Genomic DNA, 15,379 nt, shown 5'->3' with positions numbered 1-15,379 from the left:
CACCTTCATCAACGCGCGCGCGGCTCGTCGCCATGCTGCCGTTGATAGACCATCCGCTCCGCCTCGCGGATCACGTCGAGCGGTGCCCAGGGCTTGGCCCAGAACTGAACGCCGTCGGGCAATTCCTGATGCAGCGGCTTGCCCGAGGTGACGATTACGCCGATCTCGGGATTGTACTTCCTGGCGATATGCGCGAGTTCGACGCCGTCCATGTTGCCGGCGAGTTGCACGTCGGTCATCATCAGGACCAGATTGTCGGGGGCGCGCTCCAGCACCAGTTCGGCGGCCTCCGCGCTCTCGCATTCGATGACATCGACCTCGCTTTCCTCCAGGAGCAGACAGATCATGTCCCGTTGCATCGGATCGTCTTCGACAACCAGCGCCGTTGCGCGAGATGGTTTTGATTGTCCCATACGAGCCTCCTCCAGAATCCGCGTCAGTTGGTGGTGCCACCTTTTGTCCGGTAATCGACACTAAGCGCGGAAACCGCTTTATGGTTCGGTTCCAATTTGCGAAAAGTTGACGGAACCTGCTGTTTTCTTTTTCGCAAGGAGCTCCCGACATGACAGCGATATCTGGAAGCGCGGCCGCGGTAACCGGCGCCGCCAGCGGCATCGGCCGCGCGCTGGCGCTGGAAATGGCCGCGCGCGGCTGCGACCTGGCGCTGGGCGACCGCGACGAGGCCGGGCTGCAACAGCTCGCCGCCGAGGTCGCAAAGGTGGGCACGCGCAAGGTCTCGATGCACCGTGTTGATGTCGGCGTTCCCGCAGAGATCCAGGCATTCGCGCAAGCCGCCATCGCCGCGCATCCGGGGCTGAACATCGTCATCAACAATGCCGGCGTCGCGCTGCTTGGCGCCTTCAGCGAGGTCGACCAGACGCAGATGGAATGGCTGTTCAACATCAATTTCTGGGGCGTGGTGCACGGCACGCGTGCCTTCCTGCCGCATCTTTCGACGAGGCATGAAGCGCACATCGTCAATCTCTCCTCAATCTTCGGCATCGTGGCCCCGCCCGGCCAGACCGCCTATTGCGCGGCGAAATTCGCGGTCCGCGGCTTTTCGGAAAGCCTGCGGCATGAGCTTGCGATGACGAACAGCAAGGTGAAGCTCTCGGTGGTGCATCCTGGCGGAGTGCTCACCAACATCGTGCGCAACTCCCGCACCGGCAGCGGTATCACCGATAATGCGCGCCACGCCGAATCGATCGACCGTTTCGACGCAGTCGCCAAGACCACCCCGCCGGCCGCCGCCCAGCGCATCATTCGCGGCATCGAGAACGACGAGCCGCGCATTCTGATCGGCAACGACGCCAGGTTCATGGATCTGCTGCAGCGGTTTCGCCCGGCGACATATTGGAAGGTGCTGGCGAAGCGGATTGGGAAGAGGGATGCGCAGAAGAAGTGAGTTAGTCGCTGCGCTTGCAAGATGTGGAGATGGCCGCCACAAAGCAACTCGTCCCCGCGCATGCGGGAATCCAGTACGCTGCGGCTTATCGGCTCCATCGCTAACTTGTCTGGAATACTGGATCACCCGCCTTCGCGGTGACGACAACTGACTATGACTTCGCGACCTGGCGTGCGTCGCGGACTGCTTGCTACATCACCGCCCCACCAGCCGGTCCGCGAAATAGCCGATCGTCTTGCGGTAGATCGTCGCCCTGTTCCACTCGCGCATCGCTTCGAAATTCGCACTGCCCTCGCCATAGGGCGCGCCGGCCTTGAAGCCTGACATGTGCAGCAGGTTCGCCGTGGAGGCGAGCACGTCGGGGACGCTGTGGCGGAGGTCGACATGGCCGTTGCCGTCGAAATCGACGCCGTATTTGATGTAGGACGACGGCAGAAACTGCGTCTGGCCGATTTCGCCGGCGAAGGCGCCGATCAGATCGCGCAAGGGAAGATCGCCGCGCTGCACGATCTTCAAGGCCGCGAGCAACTCGCCCTGAAACAGCTCGGTGCGGCGGCAATCATGGGCCATGGTAGCGAGCGTGCGAATCACCGGCAGCTTGCCGACATCGCCCTTGCCGAAATCGCTCTCCAGCCCCCAGATCGCGACCACGATCTCCGGCGGCACGCCAAACTTCTGCTCGATACGCGCCAAGAGGGAGCCGTGCCGCAGCAGCATCTGGCGGCCGATGTTGATCCGCCCGGGGCCGACGCGGGTCGAGACGTATTGCTCGAAGGTCTTGTTGAAGGTGCCGCGCTGGCGGCGGTCGAAGGCGAGCACCGCCGGATCCTGCGTGATGCCGGCAAACGCCTGCGCGATCACGGCCTGCGAAACGCCGGCAGCCGCCGCCTCCTGCGACATCGCCGCGATGAAGGTGTTGAAATCGCCGCCACAGCGGGCGGCGTAAGTGGGCGAGGAGCAGATGACGGCGCCGAGACAAATGGCCCAACGAAAAATGCGCATGCGAATCCCTTGTTCATCTCGGCGTCCGTTATGCCACGGGAAGATGCCGCGCGGCAGGTGCTGGGAGGCGTCTTTACCTGTCATTGCCGGGCTTGACCCGGCAATCCATCTTCTTCGAATGAAATCTTGCGAAGAGGATGGATGCCCGGGTCAAGCCCGGTGCATGACGACGGAGCGAGTTGGGCCGACGCCGAAAAGCCCCTACTCCCCGCCGTCGATCTGGCGGCCCATCAATGCGATCGCCTTCTGGTAGACGCTCGCGGCATTCCAGGCCTGGATGGCCGCAAAATTCGGCTCGCCCGGCTGGTAGCCGGCGCCGGCGCGCCAGCCATGCGCCTTCAAGAAGTTGGCGGTCGACATCAGCGCGTTCGCCGCGTTTTCGAGATTGCCGGTGCCGTAGGCCAGAATGGCTTTTGGCATGAACTGCGTCTGGCCGACCTCGCCATGCATGGAGCCGCGCTGCGATGGCGAGAGCGCGCCGCGATCGATCAATTGCAGCGCCGCGTAGAGGTGCTCCGTAAAATATTCCGAGCGCCGGCAGTCATAGGCGAGCGTCGCGATGGAAGCGAGCATGTTCTGATTGCCGCGCTGGCTGCCGAACCCGGTCTCCATCCCCCAGATCGCGATCAACGGTCCCGGCGGCACGCCGTAGCGCTGCTCGATGGAGGCGAACAGCGCGGCCTGCGACCGCTTCAACTGCCGCCCCTTCGCGACGATGGTCGTCGCGCCGCGTTTCGCCAGAAACGCATCGAGCGATAGATTGAAGCTGCGCTGGCCGCGATCCGCATTGATGGTGGCCTGCGCATAATTCGTCGCCATCAGGGCCTGGATGGTGGAAGCGCTGATGCCTTTTGCCCGGGCTTCGCCGGCGAATCGCTGCTTCCAGGATTCGTAACCGGCGGCGGAAGTGCCGCATTGGGCGGCGGTGCTGTGTGTGCTGAAAGATGCAAGGATTGCCAGCGAGACGCTGAAAACAAAAGCGATGCGGAGCATAGACAAACCGTTCCTGACAGAGCGCTACAAATAAGCTCCGGTTTGTAGCATGTCCTTCGCGGCCCTTCGAGGGTTGCCAAATCCATTGACATCTCGAAATCAGCCATGATTGCGGCTAATTTGAACTGCCGGCTGCCGGCCGCGCCTGAACTATGGCGGCGAACCAACAGCGTGGTGGTTCGTCGCGCGCTTCGATCGCCTGGCGGCTCCAAGGACAATGGCTATGGCCAAGTTCGGCGGCTTCAAAGTCGGGATTGGAATTGCCATCGCTGCGCTGGCGGGAAGCCAGCAGGCAGTCGCGCAGGCACCGGCGCTTTCCATCGACCCTTCACAACTGCCCGGTATCGGCACCATCGACGCGCGTTTCCAATCGTATAACGTTGAAATGGTCGAGATCACCGGCGGACGATTCTGGAAGCCCTACAGGACGAGTGCGTCAGCGCCGCCGGATCGCGGCGGCGATAACGCCGGCAATGTCCCGGCGGACTCGAATTCCGATCTCTACGCGTATCGGCCGCCGATCGACCTGTCGAACCCTCGCCTGCGGACCTTGGCTGCCGCTCTCGGTCCAGCCTATGTGCGCGTCAGCGGCGCGTGGGCCAATACCACGTACTTTGCCGACAGCGGCGAGGTGCCCGCCACGCCGCCCGACGGTTTTCGCGCGGTGCTGAGCCGGGCGCGCTGGAAGGGCGTCATCGACTTTGCCCGCGCGGCCGGCGCAGAGATCGTGACCTCGATGGCGGTCGGGCCCGGTGTTCGCGACGTGGCAGGCCGGTGGCAGAGCGATCAGGCGCGCCGCTTGTTTGCCTACACCAGATCCGCCGGCGGTCGAATTGCCGCCGTCGAGTTCATGAACGAGCCGACGCTTCCCGCCATGGGCGGTGCGCCAAAGGGCTACGACGCGGCAGCCTACGGGCGGGACTTTAAGGCCTTTGTTGCGTTCATCCGGGGAAGCGAACCGGATGTGATCGTTCTCGGCCCCGGTTCGATCAGTGAGACAGCAGCATCGCCGTCCAGCACCGATTTCATCAGCGCGCGGGACTTGCTTGCCGCATCCGGAGCCGCCATCGATGCGTTCTCCTATCATCACTACGGCGCGCTCTCGCAGCGGTGCTCCGGCATTCCGGGCCAGACCACGCCTGAGGCTGCGCTTTCGGAAAGCTGGCTTTCGAGCACCGAGCAGACGTTCGCGTTCTACAAGTCGCTGCGGGACGAGTTTGCGCCGGGCAAGCCGATATGGCTGACAGAAACCGGCGAGACGGCGTGCGGCGGCAATCCCTGGGCCTCCACGTTCCTCGATACGTTCCGGTATCTCGATCAGCTTGGCCGGCTGGCCAGGGCCGGCGTCCAGATCGTTGCGCACAACACGCTGGCGGCAAGCGATTACGGCCTGCTTGACGAGAACACGTTGCGGCCGCGGCCAAGCTATTGGGCGGCGCTGCTGTGGCGCAGGCTGATGGGCGAAACCGTTCTCGACGCCGGCGTGCACAAGGGGATGCATCTCTATGCGCATTGCCGGCGCGGCGTGCCTGGGGCTGTCACGCTGCTTGCCATCAATACGAACCGGACGGCCGCCGCAAGCCTGCGACTGCCGGCGGCGAGCGAGCGTTACACGCTGTCAGCGGACGATCTTCAGGGCACCGAGGTGAAGCTGAATGGCACGGCGTTGGCCCTTGGGCCTAATGACGATCTGCCGCGGCTCTCTGCAGTGACATCGCCACCGGGTTTGGTCGAGATCGCACCTAGCACGATTGCCTTTCTCACGGTCGCGGATGCGGGAAACGCGGCCTGCAATTGAATTTCTCGGGCGCCGGTCGCACGCCGGTCCACCATCGCCGGAGGGCCGCCGTTTTTCTTTGACAGCGGCGCGTTGATCGAGGACAAGCCGCCCATGGCCAAGAAACCCGGAACCAATCCCAAGGGCGAGTTCGCCTTTTTCAATGTCGTCTATGAGGACGACTCGCAGCGCTCCAACCGGCGCGTGCCGGCCGAGCTGCTCGGCGGGCTCGACGGCGACGAGCCGGCGCGCGATTACATCCGCGAGCAGGACCGCGAGATCGCCGAGAAATCCGGGCGCCCGCAGCTCAAGATCAAGAGCATCAGCCGGGTTGGGGCGAAGAAGAAGTAGGTTCGATCAGGCAACTCCACCCACGTCATTGCGAGCGCAGCGAAGCAATCCATCGCGCCGCAAGCGGAGGCATGGATGGCTTCGTCGCTAACGCTCCTCGCAATGACGGAGCAAGCGTCGGACCAGAAACAAAACGGCGAGCTGTTGGCCCGCCGCTTTCTTTTCGATGCATGCCCCGGGTCAAGCCCGGGCATGACGATCTTAGTTATCCAAAAAGCTCCGCAGCTTGCGGCTTCTTGACGGGTGCTTCAACTTGCGCAGCGCCTTTGCCTCGATCTGGCGGATGCGTTCGCGGGTGACCGAGAACTGCTGGCCGACTTCTTCCAGCGTGTGGTCGGTGTTCATGCCGATTCCGAAGCGCATGCGGAGCACGCGTTCTTCGCGCGGTGTGAGCGAGGCCAGCACGCGCGTGGTGGTTTCGCGCAGGTTGGACTGGATCGCCGCGTCGATCGGCAGGATCGCGTTCTTGTCCTCGATGAAATCGCCGAGGTGCGAATCCTCTTCGTCACCGACCGGCGTCTCCAGCGAGAGCGGCTCTTTCGCGATCTTCAGGACCTTGCGGACCTTCTCCAGGGGCATGCCGAGCTTTTCGGCGAGTTCTTCCGGGGTCGGCTCACGGCCAATTTCGTTGAGCATCTGGCGCGAGGTGCGCACGATCTTGTTGATCGTCTCGATCATGTGCACGGGGATGCGGATGGTGCGGGCCTGGTCCGCAATGCTTCGCGTGATCGCCTGCCGGATCCACCACGTGGCGTAGGTCGAGAACTTGTAGCCGCGGCGATACTCGAACTTGTCGACTGCCTTCATCAATCCGATGTTGCCTTCCTGGATCAGGTCGAGAAACTGCAGGCCGCGGTTGGTGTACTTCTTGGCGATCGAGATCACCAGGCGCAAATTGGCCTCGACCATTTCCTTCTTGGCCTGGCGCGCCTCGCGCTCGCCCTTCTGCACACCGTGCACGATCTTGCGGAATTCGCCGATCTCGAGCCCGGTTAGCGCCGCGAGCTGCTGGATCTCGCCGCGCAGCTCCTTGATGCGATCCTTCTCGTGATGGACGAAATTCTTCCAGCCTTTTGCCGAAAGCTTCGAGACACGGTTGAGCCAGCGCGGATCGAGCTCCGAGCCCTGGTAGTTGCGCAGAAAGTCCTCGCGCGCGACGCCGTGGCTGTCGCCGAGGCGCAACAGGCGGCCCTCGAACGAGACCAGCTTCTTGTTGATGTCGTAGAGCTGCTCGACGAGAGAATCGATGCGGGCCTGGTTCAGGCGCAGCGACTTCACCTCGACGATGATCTCGTCCTTCAGCTTCTTGTACTTGCGCTCCTGCGAGGGCGAGAGCGACTCGCTCTGCAGTTGGTTGGCGATGTCCTGTTCCTGCAGACGGCGCAGCTTCTTGTACTCGGAAGCGATCTTGTCAAAAGTTTCGACCACCTTCGGCTTCAGCTCGGCCTCGATGGCGGCGAGCGACATCTGGTTCTCGAACTCGTCCTCTTCCATGTCGCCTTCGGCGGCGGCTTCCGCCGGATCCTTCTCGTCGGCATCGGCTTCGCCCGCGCCCGGCGCGCGGAACGGGGTCGGCGACGGCGGAGCCGCGGGCGGCGCGACATGGGCAGGCGCGGCTTCGCCGTTGGCAGCCTGGCCTTCGGCGGGCGCTGCGATCATCGCCGGGTTCAGATTGTTCTTGGCGTCGGGACCGGCATAGGTCGCTTCGAGATCGATGATGTCGCGAAGGAAGATCTTTCCTTCGTTGAGCTCGTCGCGCCAGATGATGATGGCCTGGAAGGTCAGCGGGCTTTCGCACAGCCCCGCGATCATCGCCTCGCGGCCGGCCTCGATGCGCTTGGCGATCGCGATTTCGCCTTCGCGCGACAGCAACTCCACCGTGCCCATCTCGCGCAGATACATGCGGACGGGATCGTCGGTGCGCTCGCCGGGTTCGGACTTCTTGACCTCGGTGACGGCCTTGGCCGTGACCTCGACAAGCTCGTTGTCGGTGTCGTCGTCGGCCTCTTCCTTCTCCTCCTCGTCGGCCTCATCGGCCTCGGAGACGTTGATGCCCATGTCCGAGAGCATCGACATGATGTCCTCGATCTGCTCGGGCGAGGTGGTGTCGGAGGGCAGGACTTCGTTGAGCTGATCGAAGGTCACGAAGCCGCGCTTCTTGGCCTGCTTGATCATCTTCTTGACCGCGGCGTCCGACAGATCGAGCAACGGCGACGGCGCGTCGGCAGAATCCTTCTCCGGGGCGTCCGCTGCCTTGTCGTCTTTTTCCTTATCCTTAACCTGCAGCGTCTTTGCCTTGGTGGCCATTCATCAAGCTCCCGAAACGCGCTCATGCGGATTGACGCCGAACGTCATCCGCCTCTGAATTACTGAAGTCGACAGCAGGATGTCTTTTGTTTGAAAAGCCAACCCGCTAGATCCTTGCCTTGCGCGTGATCCTGATCGGAAAACCGGTACCACTTTTCCGGATCACGCCTGCCCCTTGAGTATTCGCATGCTTACGACGCGCAAAGGGCGGCGCAGACCATCGCCACCCCTTTACCCGCCATCGTCGGTGTTATGCCAATAGCCCTCAAGCGCTTGCTGGTCTTAGTACCTTCGGACTATTAAGCTTTGCTTAACCCTGTTTTTGCCGCCAAACCATGGATTTGGCGAGTCTTTTTGCGGGCACGGCCGCCGCCGTCCGCATCATTTTTGTTGCGTCAGACGCTCTTGCGGAACCGGCCCGAAAGCTCGCCAAAACCCTCGATCAGAGCCTCCGTGCCGTCGAGCGACTCCAGCCGGGCGCCGACGTCCTTCAGCCAGGCCAGATTGGCTTCACTGGGCTCCTCGCCCAACGCCAACTCGGCATCTTTCCTCTCCCTAAGTAGGGCGTGTGTTTTCTGATGCAAGACAACGAGTTGCTGCCAGGTGGCCAAAACGTCCTCGCGGGCTGCGCCGGGCCTTGCGCCCCACACCGCCGCCGTCGTGATCGCCCGCTCAACCCGTTGAAGAACCTCACTTAATCCGCGAGCTTCGAGATCGGCGCGCATTTTTTCGGCCTGTTCCTCGACATCGGGAGAATGGTGATGGTCGTTGGCAAACGCGGCGATAATACCGGCGCGCAGCTTGTTGGCCTCCGGATGCGCCAGTTCGAGCGCGGCCACCTCCTCCAAATGATCGTGCAGCAGCCAGGGATGGTTAATGAGGGATTGCAGGATCAGCGCCTCGCGGCGCGACATGGCGCTGCGCTGCCCGCGCATGATTGGGCTCGCCGCCAATTGCGGGCTTGCCGCCTGGTAGGGGCCTGGGGAAATTCCCGATGCCGCCCCCGCCGGGCGGCCGCCGCGGGGAGCGAATCGGCCGGCCGGAGCCGCCCCGCGCGGGGCAAAGCCGCGGGGTGATTCGCCGCGCCGCCCCGGAAAGCCGCCCCGGCCATAGCCGCCGCGCGCGGCATCGGGCGCGAACGTACGCTGCAGACGCTCGGCGAGATCCTGGCGATAGTAGCGGCGCACGACCTCGTCGCGGATGCCGTTACTGAGTTCGTTGATGCGCGCTTCTAGCGCCGCGCGCCGCTCCGGCGTTGCAAACGTGCCGCCCTCGATCTCGCGCGACCAGATCATGTCGGCGAGCCCGCGCGCGGCTCCGATTACCTCCTCGATCGCCATGCGGCCGCCGGAGCGCGCGAGATCGTCGGGGTCCTGCCCTTCGGGCAGCAGCGCAAAGCGCAGGCTCTTGCCCGGTGCAAGATTGGGCAGCGCCAGGTCGGCGGCGCGGTAGGCGGCCTTCTGGCCGGCGCGGTCACCGTCGAAGCAGAGGATCGGCTCGTCCGCCATCTTCCACAACAATGCGAGCTGGTTCTCGGTGAGCGCGGTGCCGAGCGGAGCGACGGCGCCGCCAAAGCCTGCGGTGACCATGGCGATGACGTCGACATAGCCTTCCACCACGATCAGGGCTGCGCCGTCATGCGTCGCCTGCCGCGCGGCGGCGAAATTGTAGAGATTGTCGCCCTTGTGAAACAGCGGCGTTTCCGGCGAATTCAGGTACTTTGCCGGAACGTCCTTCTCCAGCGCGCGGCCGCCGAAGGCGATGACGCGGCCCCTGGCGTCCGTGATCGGAAACATCACGCGATCGCGGAAGCGATCGTAAGGAACGGGAATATCGTCGCCGCCGACGAGCAGCCCGGCTTCCACCATGTCGTCCGTGGAGATGCCCTGCGCACCGAGATGCTCCTTCAGCGCGAATCGATCGGGAAGCGCATAGCCCAAGCGAAACTGGAGCTGCGTCGCCGGCGAAATGCCGCGGTCGCCGAGATAGCCGCGCGCCTTGGCGCCGTTGCGGGAAGCGAGCGTGTCGGCAAAGAATTTTGCCGCGAGCTCCATCACGTCATACAGCGTCCTGCGCCGTTGCTCGTGTCGCGCGGCGTCGGGGGTCGCCGCTGGCAGCGGCAGGCCGGCCATGGCGGCCAGCCGCTCGACCGCTTCCGGAAACGAGACACCTTCCGTCTTCATCACGAAATCGAAGATGTTTCCGTTCATGCCCGACGAGAAGTCGAACCACCCCTGCTTCTGATCGTTGACGAAGAAGGACGGCGTCTTCTCCTGCTGGAATGGCGACAGCCCCTTGAACTCCTTCCCCGCCTTCTTCAGCTTCACGCGCCGGCCCACGACTTCCGAGACCGGAAGCCGGGCGCGCAGCTCTTCGAGGAATTGGGGCGTAAAGCGCATAAGTGGAGTTTTGCCGAGTCGCGGGGCGGTGCCAACCGATTAGGGATATAGGGGCAAGGCAGGAAAAGGCGAAGCCCGCCGGGGTTCTCGCCGCTATTCACAGCCCAGCCGTCATTCGGGGGCGACGCAAAGCGTCGAACCCGGAATCTCGAGATTCTCAGGGCCGCAAGGGCGCCCCATAGTTCGCTTCGCGCTCCGGAATGAAGCCGAAGCTTGAATCGCCTGCGGTTCCGCGCTTCCATATCCCGCATGTTCACGGTGTTCCGGGGTGGCAGGAGCGGGGCGTGGCGGGTGACGCGGTTTGCGCCGGTAAAGGGCGCGTCGCTGTCGCCGACGCCGGCGCTGTCGGTCGTGCATACGCTGTCGATCACGCTGCCGATCCTGCCCTCGCCGACGGCATGGCGGCTCGCCGGCGTCGCCAGCCATTTGCGCTATACCGAGCGGGCCGAGAAGACGCAGCTGGACGCCGTGCGGGCCGAGATCGGCCGCCCCGAGGCGACCTTGGCCGCCCTGATCCCGATCAAGAAATCGGCGGCATGGTGGGAATTGGCGCAGGAAGAGCGGCGGCAGATCTTCGAGGACCGGTCGCACCACATCGCAGCAAGCCTGAGATATCTGCCGGCGATCGCCCGCCAGCTCTATCACAGCCGCGATCTCGGCGAGCCCTTCGACTTCCTGACCTGGTTCGAATACGCGCCCGAGCATGCTGAAGCGTTCGAAGAGCTGGTCCGCACGCTCCGCGCCACCGAGGAATGGCGCTATGTCGAACGCGAGATGGATATCAGATTGGAGCGCGAGCGGCTGGATGCGGGGTGATCGATTTTCGTGCCCCGCGCGACGCCTCGCGCCCGGATGCTGCGCGGCACGAAGTGCTGCGCTGCTAACCCGGGGGCCCACGACGCCCTATCACGGAAGCCTGGGTCCCGGCTCTGCGGTGCAACGCTCCGCGCTGCACCGCGTCCGGGACACGAGACTCACATCTCCAGAAATTTCCCCGACACGATCCGCGGCAGGCCGGCAACAGGCCAGTTGTAGACATAGGTCCATGCCTCGCCCACTGCGCCGTCCGCTTGTGTCACCTTCAGCATGCGGCGGATGTATTCGGTAGGTTCCGGAAAGCCCTCGCCGCAGGCTTCATACATATCGAACTCGGCCAGCAGCGCGTCGCGCTCGCGCAGGCGATAGAGCTCACCGAACACGATGTCGGCCGGATCGTCCGACAGCACCAGTCCCGGATAGTGCTTGATACGATAGAGCCGGCCGCAACAAGTGGCGGTGCCCAGAAAATCCGCGCTGCGCGACAAAAGCTGCGCCATCGGATGGTCGAAGCCGCGCATCAGCGTGCCATAGACGAACAGTCGATCTGAAATCATGGACTTTCTATGTCATTGCGCGCGAAACGATGCAATCGCGGGGACGTGCGTGCCGCAATAACGGACTTGTCGGGAATCACGAGCGACGGCATCGTCAGGCAATCATTGATTCCGACACGCCTGATCGATAGCCAACGCTCCAGGGAAGTGCCTTGAACGATACCGGTGGTCCCGCCCTCCTCCTCAGCGCCGCAGATGTTCCGCCAGTCCACGAGTTCAACGTCGAGGGGCGCTCGCCGTTTCTTTTGACCTGCGACCATTACGGACGGCTGATCCCGCGCCTGCTCGGCGATCTCGGCCTGCCCGAGAGCGAGCTTGAGCGCCATATCGCCTGGGACATCGGGATCGCCGGCGTCGCCGAAGCGCTTTCAAAACATCTCGACGCGCATCTGATCGTGCAGCGCTACTCGCGGCTCGTCATCGACTGCAACCGCCCGCCACATGCCGCAAGCTCGATCCCGCTCATCAGCGAGGCGACCACGATTCCCGGCAACGAAGGCCTTTCGCGCGAGACCGCCGCGACAAGGCGGGCGCAGATCTTCGATCCCTATCACCGGCGCATCGACGATATCATCGACCAGCGCGGCAATGCCGGCAGGCCGACGGTATTGGTATCGCTGCACAGCTTTACACCGGTCTATGCGGGAATCGCGCGGCCCTGGCACATCGGCACGCTCTATCACCGCGACACGCATCTGCCGCCCTTGCTGTTGAAACTGCTGCGTGCCGAGGGCGATCTCGTGGTCGGCGACAACGAGCCCTATGCGGTCAGCGACGAGACAGACTACACCATCCCGGTCCACGGCGAGGCGCGCGGCTTGATGAACACGGGGATCGAAATCCGCCAGGATCTGATCTCCGATTTCGCCGGCGAAAACGCCTGGGCGGAGCGGCTGGCGCGGATTCTTCGCGAGATCGAGGTGATGCTGCGGTTGGTTTGAGTTTGTATCGCAAGCCTCGCCGCAGACGAGCTGCGTTCCCTTCCCCAAACGAGCCGGGTTCAACCGCGCCTTGAGAGATCACCGCGCCCGCGTCAGCGCCAGCCAGATGCCGCCGCCGATCATGAAGCCGCCGGAGACGCGCGACACCAGGCGCGTCCGCTGCTTGGAGAAGAACTTTCGCGCCCGGCCGGCGAGCAGCGCGTAGATCGCGTCAGTCGAAGCCGCGATCACCATGAAGGTGATGCCGAGCAGCGCCACCTGCGGCAAGTGGGGCTTCTCCATGTCCATGAACTGCGGAATGAACGCGCCGAAGAACACCAGCACTTTGGGGTTGGAGAGCAGCACCAGAAAGCCCTGCAGGAAAAATCCGCCGCGTGGCGGCGGGGGCGGCTCGTCGGTCTTGACGCCCTCGACCGGCTCGCGGATCAATTTGACACCGAGCCAGATCAGATAGGCCGCGCCGGCAAAGCGTACCCAGTCGAACCAGTAGCCCATGGTCGCCATCAACGTGGTCAGACCGATCGCGACGGTGCCAATCATGATCGCCATGCCGGTTTGTACGCCGGCGCAATTGATCAGCGCCGCGCGGGTGCCGTGCCGCAACCCGTTGGCGATCAGCAGCGTGACGACAGGACCCGGCAACAGCGCGAGCGCAATGCAGGCGGCGACGAAGGCGAGATAGACCTGAAGGGACATGGGGGTGAACTCGGTGGGAGAGCGATTACGTCATTATGCATGCGGGAGCGAGAGATGGAAGCTGCACTCTAGCTCCCTCTCCCCGTTCTTTACACCGCAAGCGGGGCGCGGTTAAGGGAACTGTCATTGCCCCTCTATCGCGGCCTTCATCCACCGTGTCATTTCATTTTCGCCAAGCAGCTGCAGCGCCATCCGCCGCACTCTCATCGCATCGCCCTTGCCATGCGCGACTGCGACCAGCAGGTCGCAGCGGCGCGACACTGCGATGCCGATGGCGGCATGCCGCGCGCCGTCGGTCACTTTGAGATCATAGGCGCGGCTACGTCCCGGCATATCGGCGACACTGATGACATCGCCCGCCTGGATCGGAGTAAAGCGTTCGCTGAGCAGGTCGAGATCGGCGACACGATCGACTTCCTCGTCGTCCGCGACGCCACGGTCGCAGTTGCAGAAGCCGAGTTTCGGCCGAACGTATATCTCGATGCCATCGCCACACGACGCGCCGCGGCAACGAAAGGCGCGCCCCGCCGGCCAGCCGTCGCGCGGGAACGGCCAGGCAATTTCGTGCCATTCGGCGTGCCGCTGGTCCTGGCGCGGGTCCGCTTGCTGATAGGCCGCAGCGCCGGACAATATACCGAGTGCCAGGGTGACAAATGCAACGATCGGCCATCGGCGCATCGCCGCTGTCCTTACGGCAGGCCGGCGACCGCGCGCGCCGGGCCGGTCAGTTCGAGAATGTGCAGGCCGGTATTGGCGCGGTCGACGATGTAGATGTAGCCGCGTTCGTCGGTTTCGACATTGTTGGTCTGGATGGCGACCTTGCAGCGATCCTTGCCGTCGATCTTGACGCAGCGCTTATCGGTCGCTGCGGTGATCGACGGGATGAAATAGCCGACTTCCTTGGGATGATAGGGATCGCGAATGTCGAGCGCGCGAACGCCGGCGTTGAAGAAGGCGATGAACGCCATCTTCTTGTAGTAGACCTGTGCCATGCTCTCGTTGGAAGAGTGCGCGCCGAACCGCCCGCCCCGCTCGCAGAACGTCCCGCTCGCTTCCGGCACGGTGTAGCTGGAGATCATCATCGGCGCCTTTTCGACCGTGACGTCGGCGAACCACACCATCTGCCGCGGCTCGTTGCATTCATTCAGGATCGCCTCGTCGACGATCATGACGATGTCGCGGGTCTTGCCGTCCTTGTCGCGCGCGAATTCCGCAATCGGCATGCCCGGCATCGGAAACGTCGTATGGGCGCCGTTGAATGCCGACATCGGCAGCCGTGCAATTTCCGGCAGGCGCAGATTGTCCGGGGTCGGCTCCTTCGGTCCGCTGAGCAGTTTATCGCGATCGACGATCTGCAAAATCCCGCCCTTGTTGGTGCCGTAGCCGAAATAGACCCGGTTGCCGGACGGCCCCGTCGAGATCGGCCCGTGCAGTTCGGTCGGCACCGCGCCGGTCGAACCCGGCTCCTGGCCAGGCAGCCCGAAATCGCGGATCTTCTGCGGGTGCGCGGGATCGGAGAGATCATAGACCTGCGTCATGCGGCGCGTCCGCCAGTCCGGCGCGCCTGACACCAGAAACGCGATACCGGTGTCGCACTCCCACCAGTTCTTGTGCGTGTCCTTTAGTCCGGCAATCCGCGTAACCAGCACGGGCTTGGCGGGATCGGCGACGTTCCAGATCTCGTGCGCCTCGCCGCCGAAGGTGCGGAGCATGTAGACCGCGTTGCGATCGCCCTTCGGCAAGGACTTGCCGTCGCAGATCCGCACCATCTGTGCGCCGCCGGATTCGTACTTGCCTTCCTGGCCCGGCAGATGGCGCAGATACTTCGGCTGCGAGGGATCGGTGACGTCGACGATTGAGGTGCCGTTCGGCTCCGCCTTGCCTGTCTGCGGATTGAGCGGCGCCGGAATTTCGTCGCTGCCGCCGTGATGGCCGATATAGGCGATCCAGCGATCGCCCTGATGGTGGATGGTGGGCTGATAGGCGCTGCGCGCCTGCAGGTCGCTGGTTCCGACCAGCTTCATGTTGAGCGCTTCGGACGGCGCGCCAATCACTTGCTGCTGCGCGGAAGCGATCCCGGGGGTCACGAGAAAAAAGATCGACAACCCGGCTGCAAGTTTGAGGCGACCGCTCAT

14 protein-coding genes are annotated in these 15,379 nt (G+C 63.7%); 5 read left to right on the top strand and 9 right to left on the bottom strand.

Going from position 1 to position 15,379, the window contains the following annotated elements; translation table 11 throughout:
• Positions 1 to 8 precede the first annotated feature (8 nt).
• Positions 9 to 413, bottom strand: coding sequence for a response regulator (locus HCN50_RS12390; RefSeq protein WP_171709905.1), 405 nt, complete (start codon positions 411 to 413; stop codon positions 9 to 11).
• Between the two features lie 149 nt (positions 414 to 562).
• Here HCN50_RS12390 and HCN50_RS12385 point away from each other — a divergent pair, with 149 nt between their 5' ends.
• Positions 563 to 1,405: an SDR family NAD(P)-dependent oxidoreductase gene (locus HCN50_RS12385; RefSeq protein ID WP_171709904.1), complete on the top strand. Its 843-nt coding sequence runs from the start codon at positions 563 to 565 to the stop codon at positions 1,403 to 1,405.
• Between the two features lie 195 nt (positions 1,406 to 1,600).
• Here HCN50_RS12385 and HCN50_RS12380 read toward each other — a convergent pair whose 3' ends face one another.
• Both HCN50_RS12380 and HCN50_RS12375 read right to left on the bottom strand, forming a co-directional pair.
• The gene (locus tag HCN50_RS12380) at positions 1,601 to 2,407 is read right to left on the bottom strand and encodes a lytic murein transglycosylase (protein ID WP_171709903.1); all 807 of its coding nucleotides are present in this window, start codon (positions 2,405 to 2,407) and stop codon (positions 1,601 to 1,603) included.
• Positions 2,408 to 2,608: 201 nt separating this feature from the next.
• Positions 2,609 to 3,400 carry a lytic murein transglycosylase gene (locus HCN50_RS12375; protein WP_171709902.1) on the bottom strand — a complete coding sequence of 264 codons (792 nt, stop codon included), beginning with the start codon at positions 3,398 to 3,400 and terminating at the stop codon, positions 2,609 to 2,611.
• A 223-nt stretch (positions 3,401 to 3,623) separates the two neighbouring features.
• On the opposite strand from HCN50_RS12375, the gene HCN50_RS12370 reads away from it, so the two are divergent.
• Both HCN50_RS12370 and HCN50_RS12365 read left to right on the top strand, forming a co-directional pair.
• Positions 3,624 to 5,198: a glycosyl hydrolase family 79 N-terminal domain-containing protein gene (locus HCN50_RS12370; RefSeq protein ID WP_235976901.1), complete on the top strand. Its 1,575-nt coding sequence runs from the start codon at positions 3,624 to 3,626 to the stop codon at positions 5,196 to 5,198.
• 93 nt (positions 5,199 to 5,291) lie between these two features.
• On the top strand, positions 5,292 to 5,528 hold the full coding sequence (locus HCN50_RS12365; protein WP_171709900.1) for a hypothetical protein: 237 nt from the start codon (positions 5,292 to 5,294) through the stop codon (positions 5,526 to 5,528).
• A 201-nt stretch (positions 5,529 to 5,729) separates the two neighbouring features.
• On the opposite strand, the gene rpoD is transcribed toward HCN50_RS12365, so the two are convergent.
• Together rpoD and dnaG are read right to left on the bottom strand one after the other, a co-directional pair.
• Positions 5,730 to 7,835: an RNA polymerase sigma factor RpoD gene (rpoD, locus tag HCN50_RS12360; protein ID WP_171709899.1), complete on the bottom strand. Its 2,106-nt coding sequence runs from the start codon at positions 7,833 to 7,835 to the stop codon at positions 5,730 to 5,732.
• 395 nt (positions 7,836 to 8,230) lie between these two features.
• Positions 8,231 to 10,234 (bottom strand): DNA primase, encoded by a 2,004-nt coding sequence (gene dnaG, locus HCN50_RS12355; RefSeq protein ID WP_171709898.1) that lies wholly within the window; start codon positions 10,232 to 10,234, stop codon positions 8,231 to 8,233.
• Between the two features lie 249 nt (positions 10,235 to 10,483).
• Here dnaG and HCN50_RS12350 point away from each other — a divergent pair, with 249 nt between their 5' ends.
• Positions 10,484 to 11,050: a chlorite dismutase family protein gene (locus HCN50_RS12350; protein ID WP_171709897.1), complete on the top strand. Its 567-nt coding sequence runs from the start codon at positions 10,484 to 10,486 to the stop codon at positions 11,048 to 11,050.
• 158 nt (positions 11,051 to 11,208) lie between these two features.
• Here HCN50_RS12350 and HCN50_RS12345 read toward each other — a convergent pair whose 3' ends face one another.
• Entirely contained in the window at positions 11,209 to 11,607 is a 399-nt protein-coding gene (locus tag HCN50_RS12345) for a gamma-glutamylcyclotransferase family protein (protein WP_171709896.1), read from the bottom strand.
• A gap of 152 nt (positions 11,608 to 11,759) precedes the next feature.
• Here HCN50_RS12345 and HCN50_RS12340 point away from each other — a divergent pair, with 152 nt between their 5' ends.
• The gene (locus HCN50_RS12340) at positions 11,760 to 12,548 is read left to right on the top strand and encodes an N-formylglutamate amidohydrolase (RefSeq protein WP_171709895.1); all 789 of its coding nucleotides are present in this window, start codon (positions 11,760 to 11,762) and stop codon (positions 12,546 to 12,548) included.
• A 78-nt stretch (positions 12,549 to 12,626) separates the two neighbouring features.
• On the opposite strand, the gene HCN50_RS12335 is transcribed toward HCN50_RS12340, so the two are convergent.
• The 3 genes from HCN50_RS12335 to HCN50_RS12325 form a co-directional block, all read right to left on the bottom strand.
• Positions 12,627 to 13,244 (bottom strand): LysE family translocator, encoded by a 618-nt coding sequence (locus HCN50_RS12335; RefSeq protein WP_171709894.1) that lies wholly within the window; start codon positions 13,242 to 13,244, stop codon positions 12,627 to 12,629.
• A gap of 123 nt (positions 13,245 to 13,367) precedes the next feature.
• A complete protein-coding gene (locus HCN50_RS12330) occupies positions 13,368 to 13,922 on the bottom strand; it encodes a hypothetical protein (protein WP_171709893.1) in 555 nt (184 codons plus the stop codon).
• A gap of 11 nt (positions 13,923 to 13,933) precedes the next feature.
• Positions 13,934 to 15,379 carry an LVIVD repeat-containing protein gene (locus tag HCN50_RS12325; protein ID WP_171709892.1) on the bottom strand — a complete coding sequence of 482 codons (1,446 nt, stop codon included), beginning with the start codon at positions 15,377 to 15,379 and terminating at the stop codon, positions 13,934 to 13,936.

The organism is Bradyrhizobium archetypum (assembly GCF_013114835.1).
GTDB classification, from domain to species: Bacteria; Pseudomonadota; Alphaproteobacteria; order Rhizobiales; family Xanthobacteraceae; genus Bradyrhizobium; species Bradyrhizobium archetypum.
This window is presented reverse-complemented; position numbering and strand designations above follow the sequence as displayed.

What these genes read in the sequence shown, in the direction of transcription:
- HCN50_RS12390 (WP_171709905.1), bottom strand. Translation starts at nt 413, where the DNA reads ATGGGACAATCAAAACCATCTCGCGCAACGGCGCTGGTTGTCGAAGAC.
- HCN50_RS12385 (WP_171709904.1), top strand. Translation starts at nt 563, where the DNA reads ATGACAGCGATATCTGGAAGCGCGGCCGCGGTAACCGGCGCCGCCAGC.
- HCN50_RS12380 (WP_171709903.1), bottom strand. Translation starts at nt 2,407, where the DNA reads ATGCGCATTTTTCGTTGGGCCATTTGTCTCGGCGCCGTCATCTGCTCC.
- HCN50_RS12375 (WP_171709902.1), bottom strand. Translation starts at nt 3,400, where the DNA reads ATGCTCCGCATCGCTTTTGTTTTCAGCGTCTCGCTGGCAATCCTTGCA.
- HCN50_RS12370 (WP_235976901.1), top strand. Translation starts at nt 3,624, where the DNA reads ATGGCCAAGTTCGGCGGCTTCAAAGTCGGGATTGGAATTGCCATCGCT.
- HCN50_RS12365 (WP_171709900.1), top strand. Translation starts at nt 5,292, where the DNA reads ATGGCCAAGAAACCCGGAACCAATCCCAAGGGCGAGTTCGCCTTTTTC.
- rpoD (WP_171709899.1), bottom strand. Translation starts at nt 7,835, where the DNA reads ATGGCCACCAAGGCAAAGACGCTGCAGGTTAAGGATAAGGAAAAAGAC.
- dnaG (WP_171709898.1), bottom strand. Translation starts at nt 10,234, where the DNA reads ATGCGCTTTACGCCCCAATTCCTCGAAGAGCTGCGCGCCCGGCTTCCG.
- HCN50_RS12350 (WP_171709897.1), top strand. Translation starts at nt 10,484, where the DNA reads ATGTTCACGGTGTTCCGGGGTGGCAGGAGCGGGGCGTGGCGGGTGACG.
- HCN50_RS12345 (WP_171709896.1), bottom strand. Translation starts at nt 11,607, where the DNA reads ATGATTTCAGATCGACTGTTCGTCTATGGCACGCTGATGCGCGGCTTC.
- HCN50_RS12335 (WP_171709894.1), bottom strand. Translation starts at nt 13,244, where the DNA reads ATGTCCCTTCAGGTCTATCTCGCCTTCGTCGCCGCCTGCATTGCGCTC.
- HCN50_RS12330 (WP_171709893.1), bottom strand. Translation starts at nt 13,922, where the DNA reads ATGCGCCGATGGCCGATCGTTGCATTTGTCACCCTGGCACTCGGTATA.
- HCN50_RS12325 (WP_171709892.1), bottom strand. Translation starts at nt 15,379, where the DNA reads ATGAGCGGTCGCCTCAAACTTGCAGCCGGGTTGTCGATCTTTTTTCTC.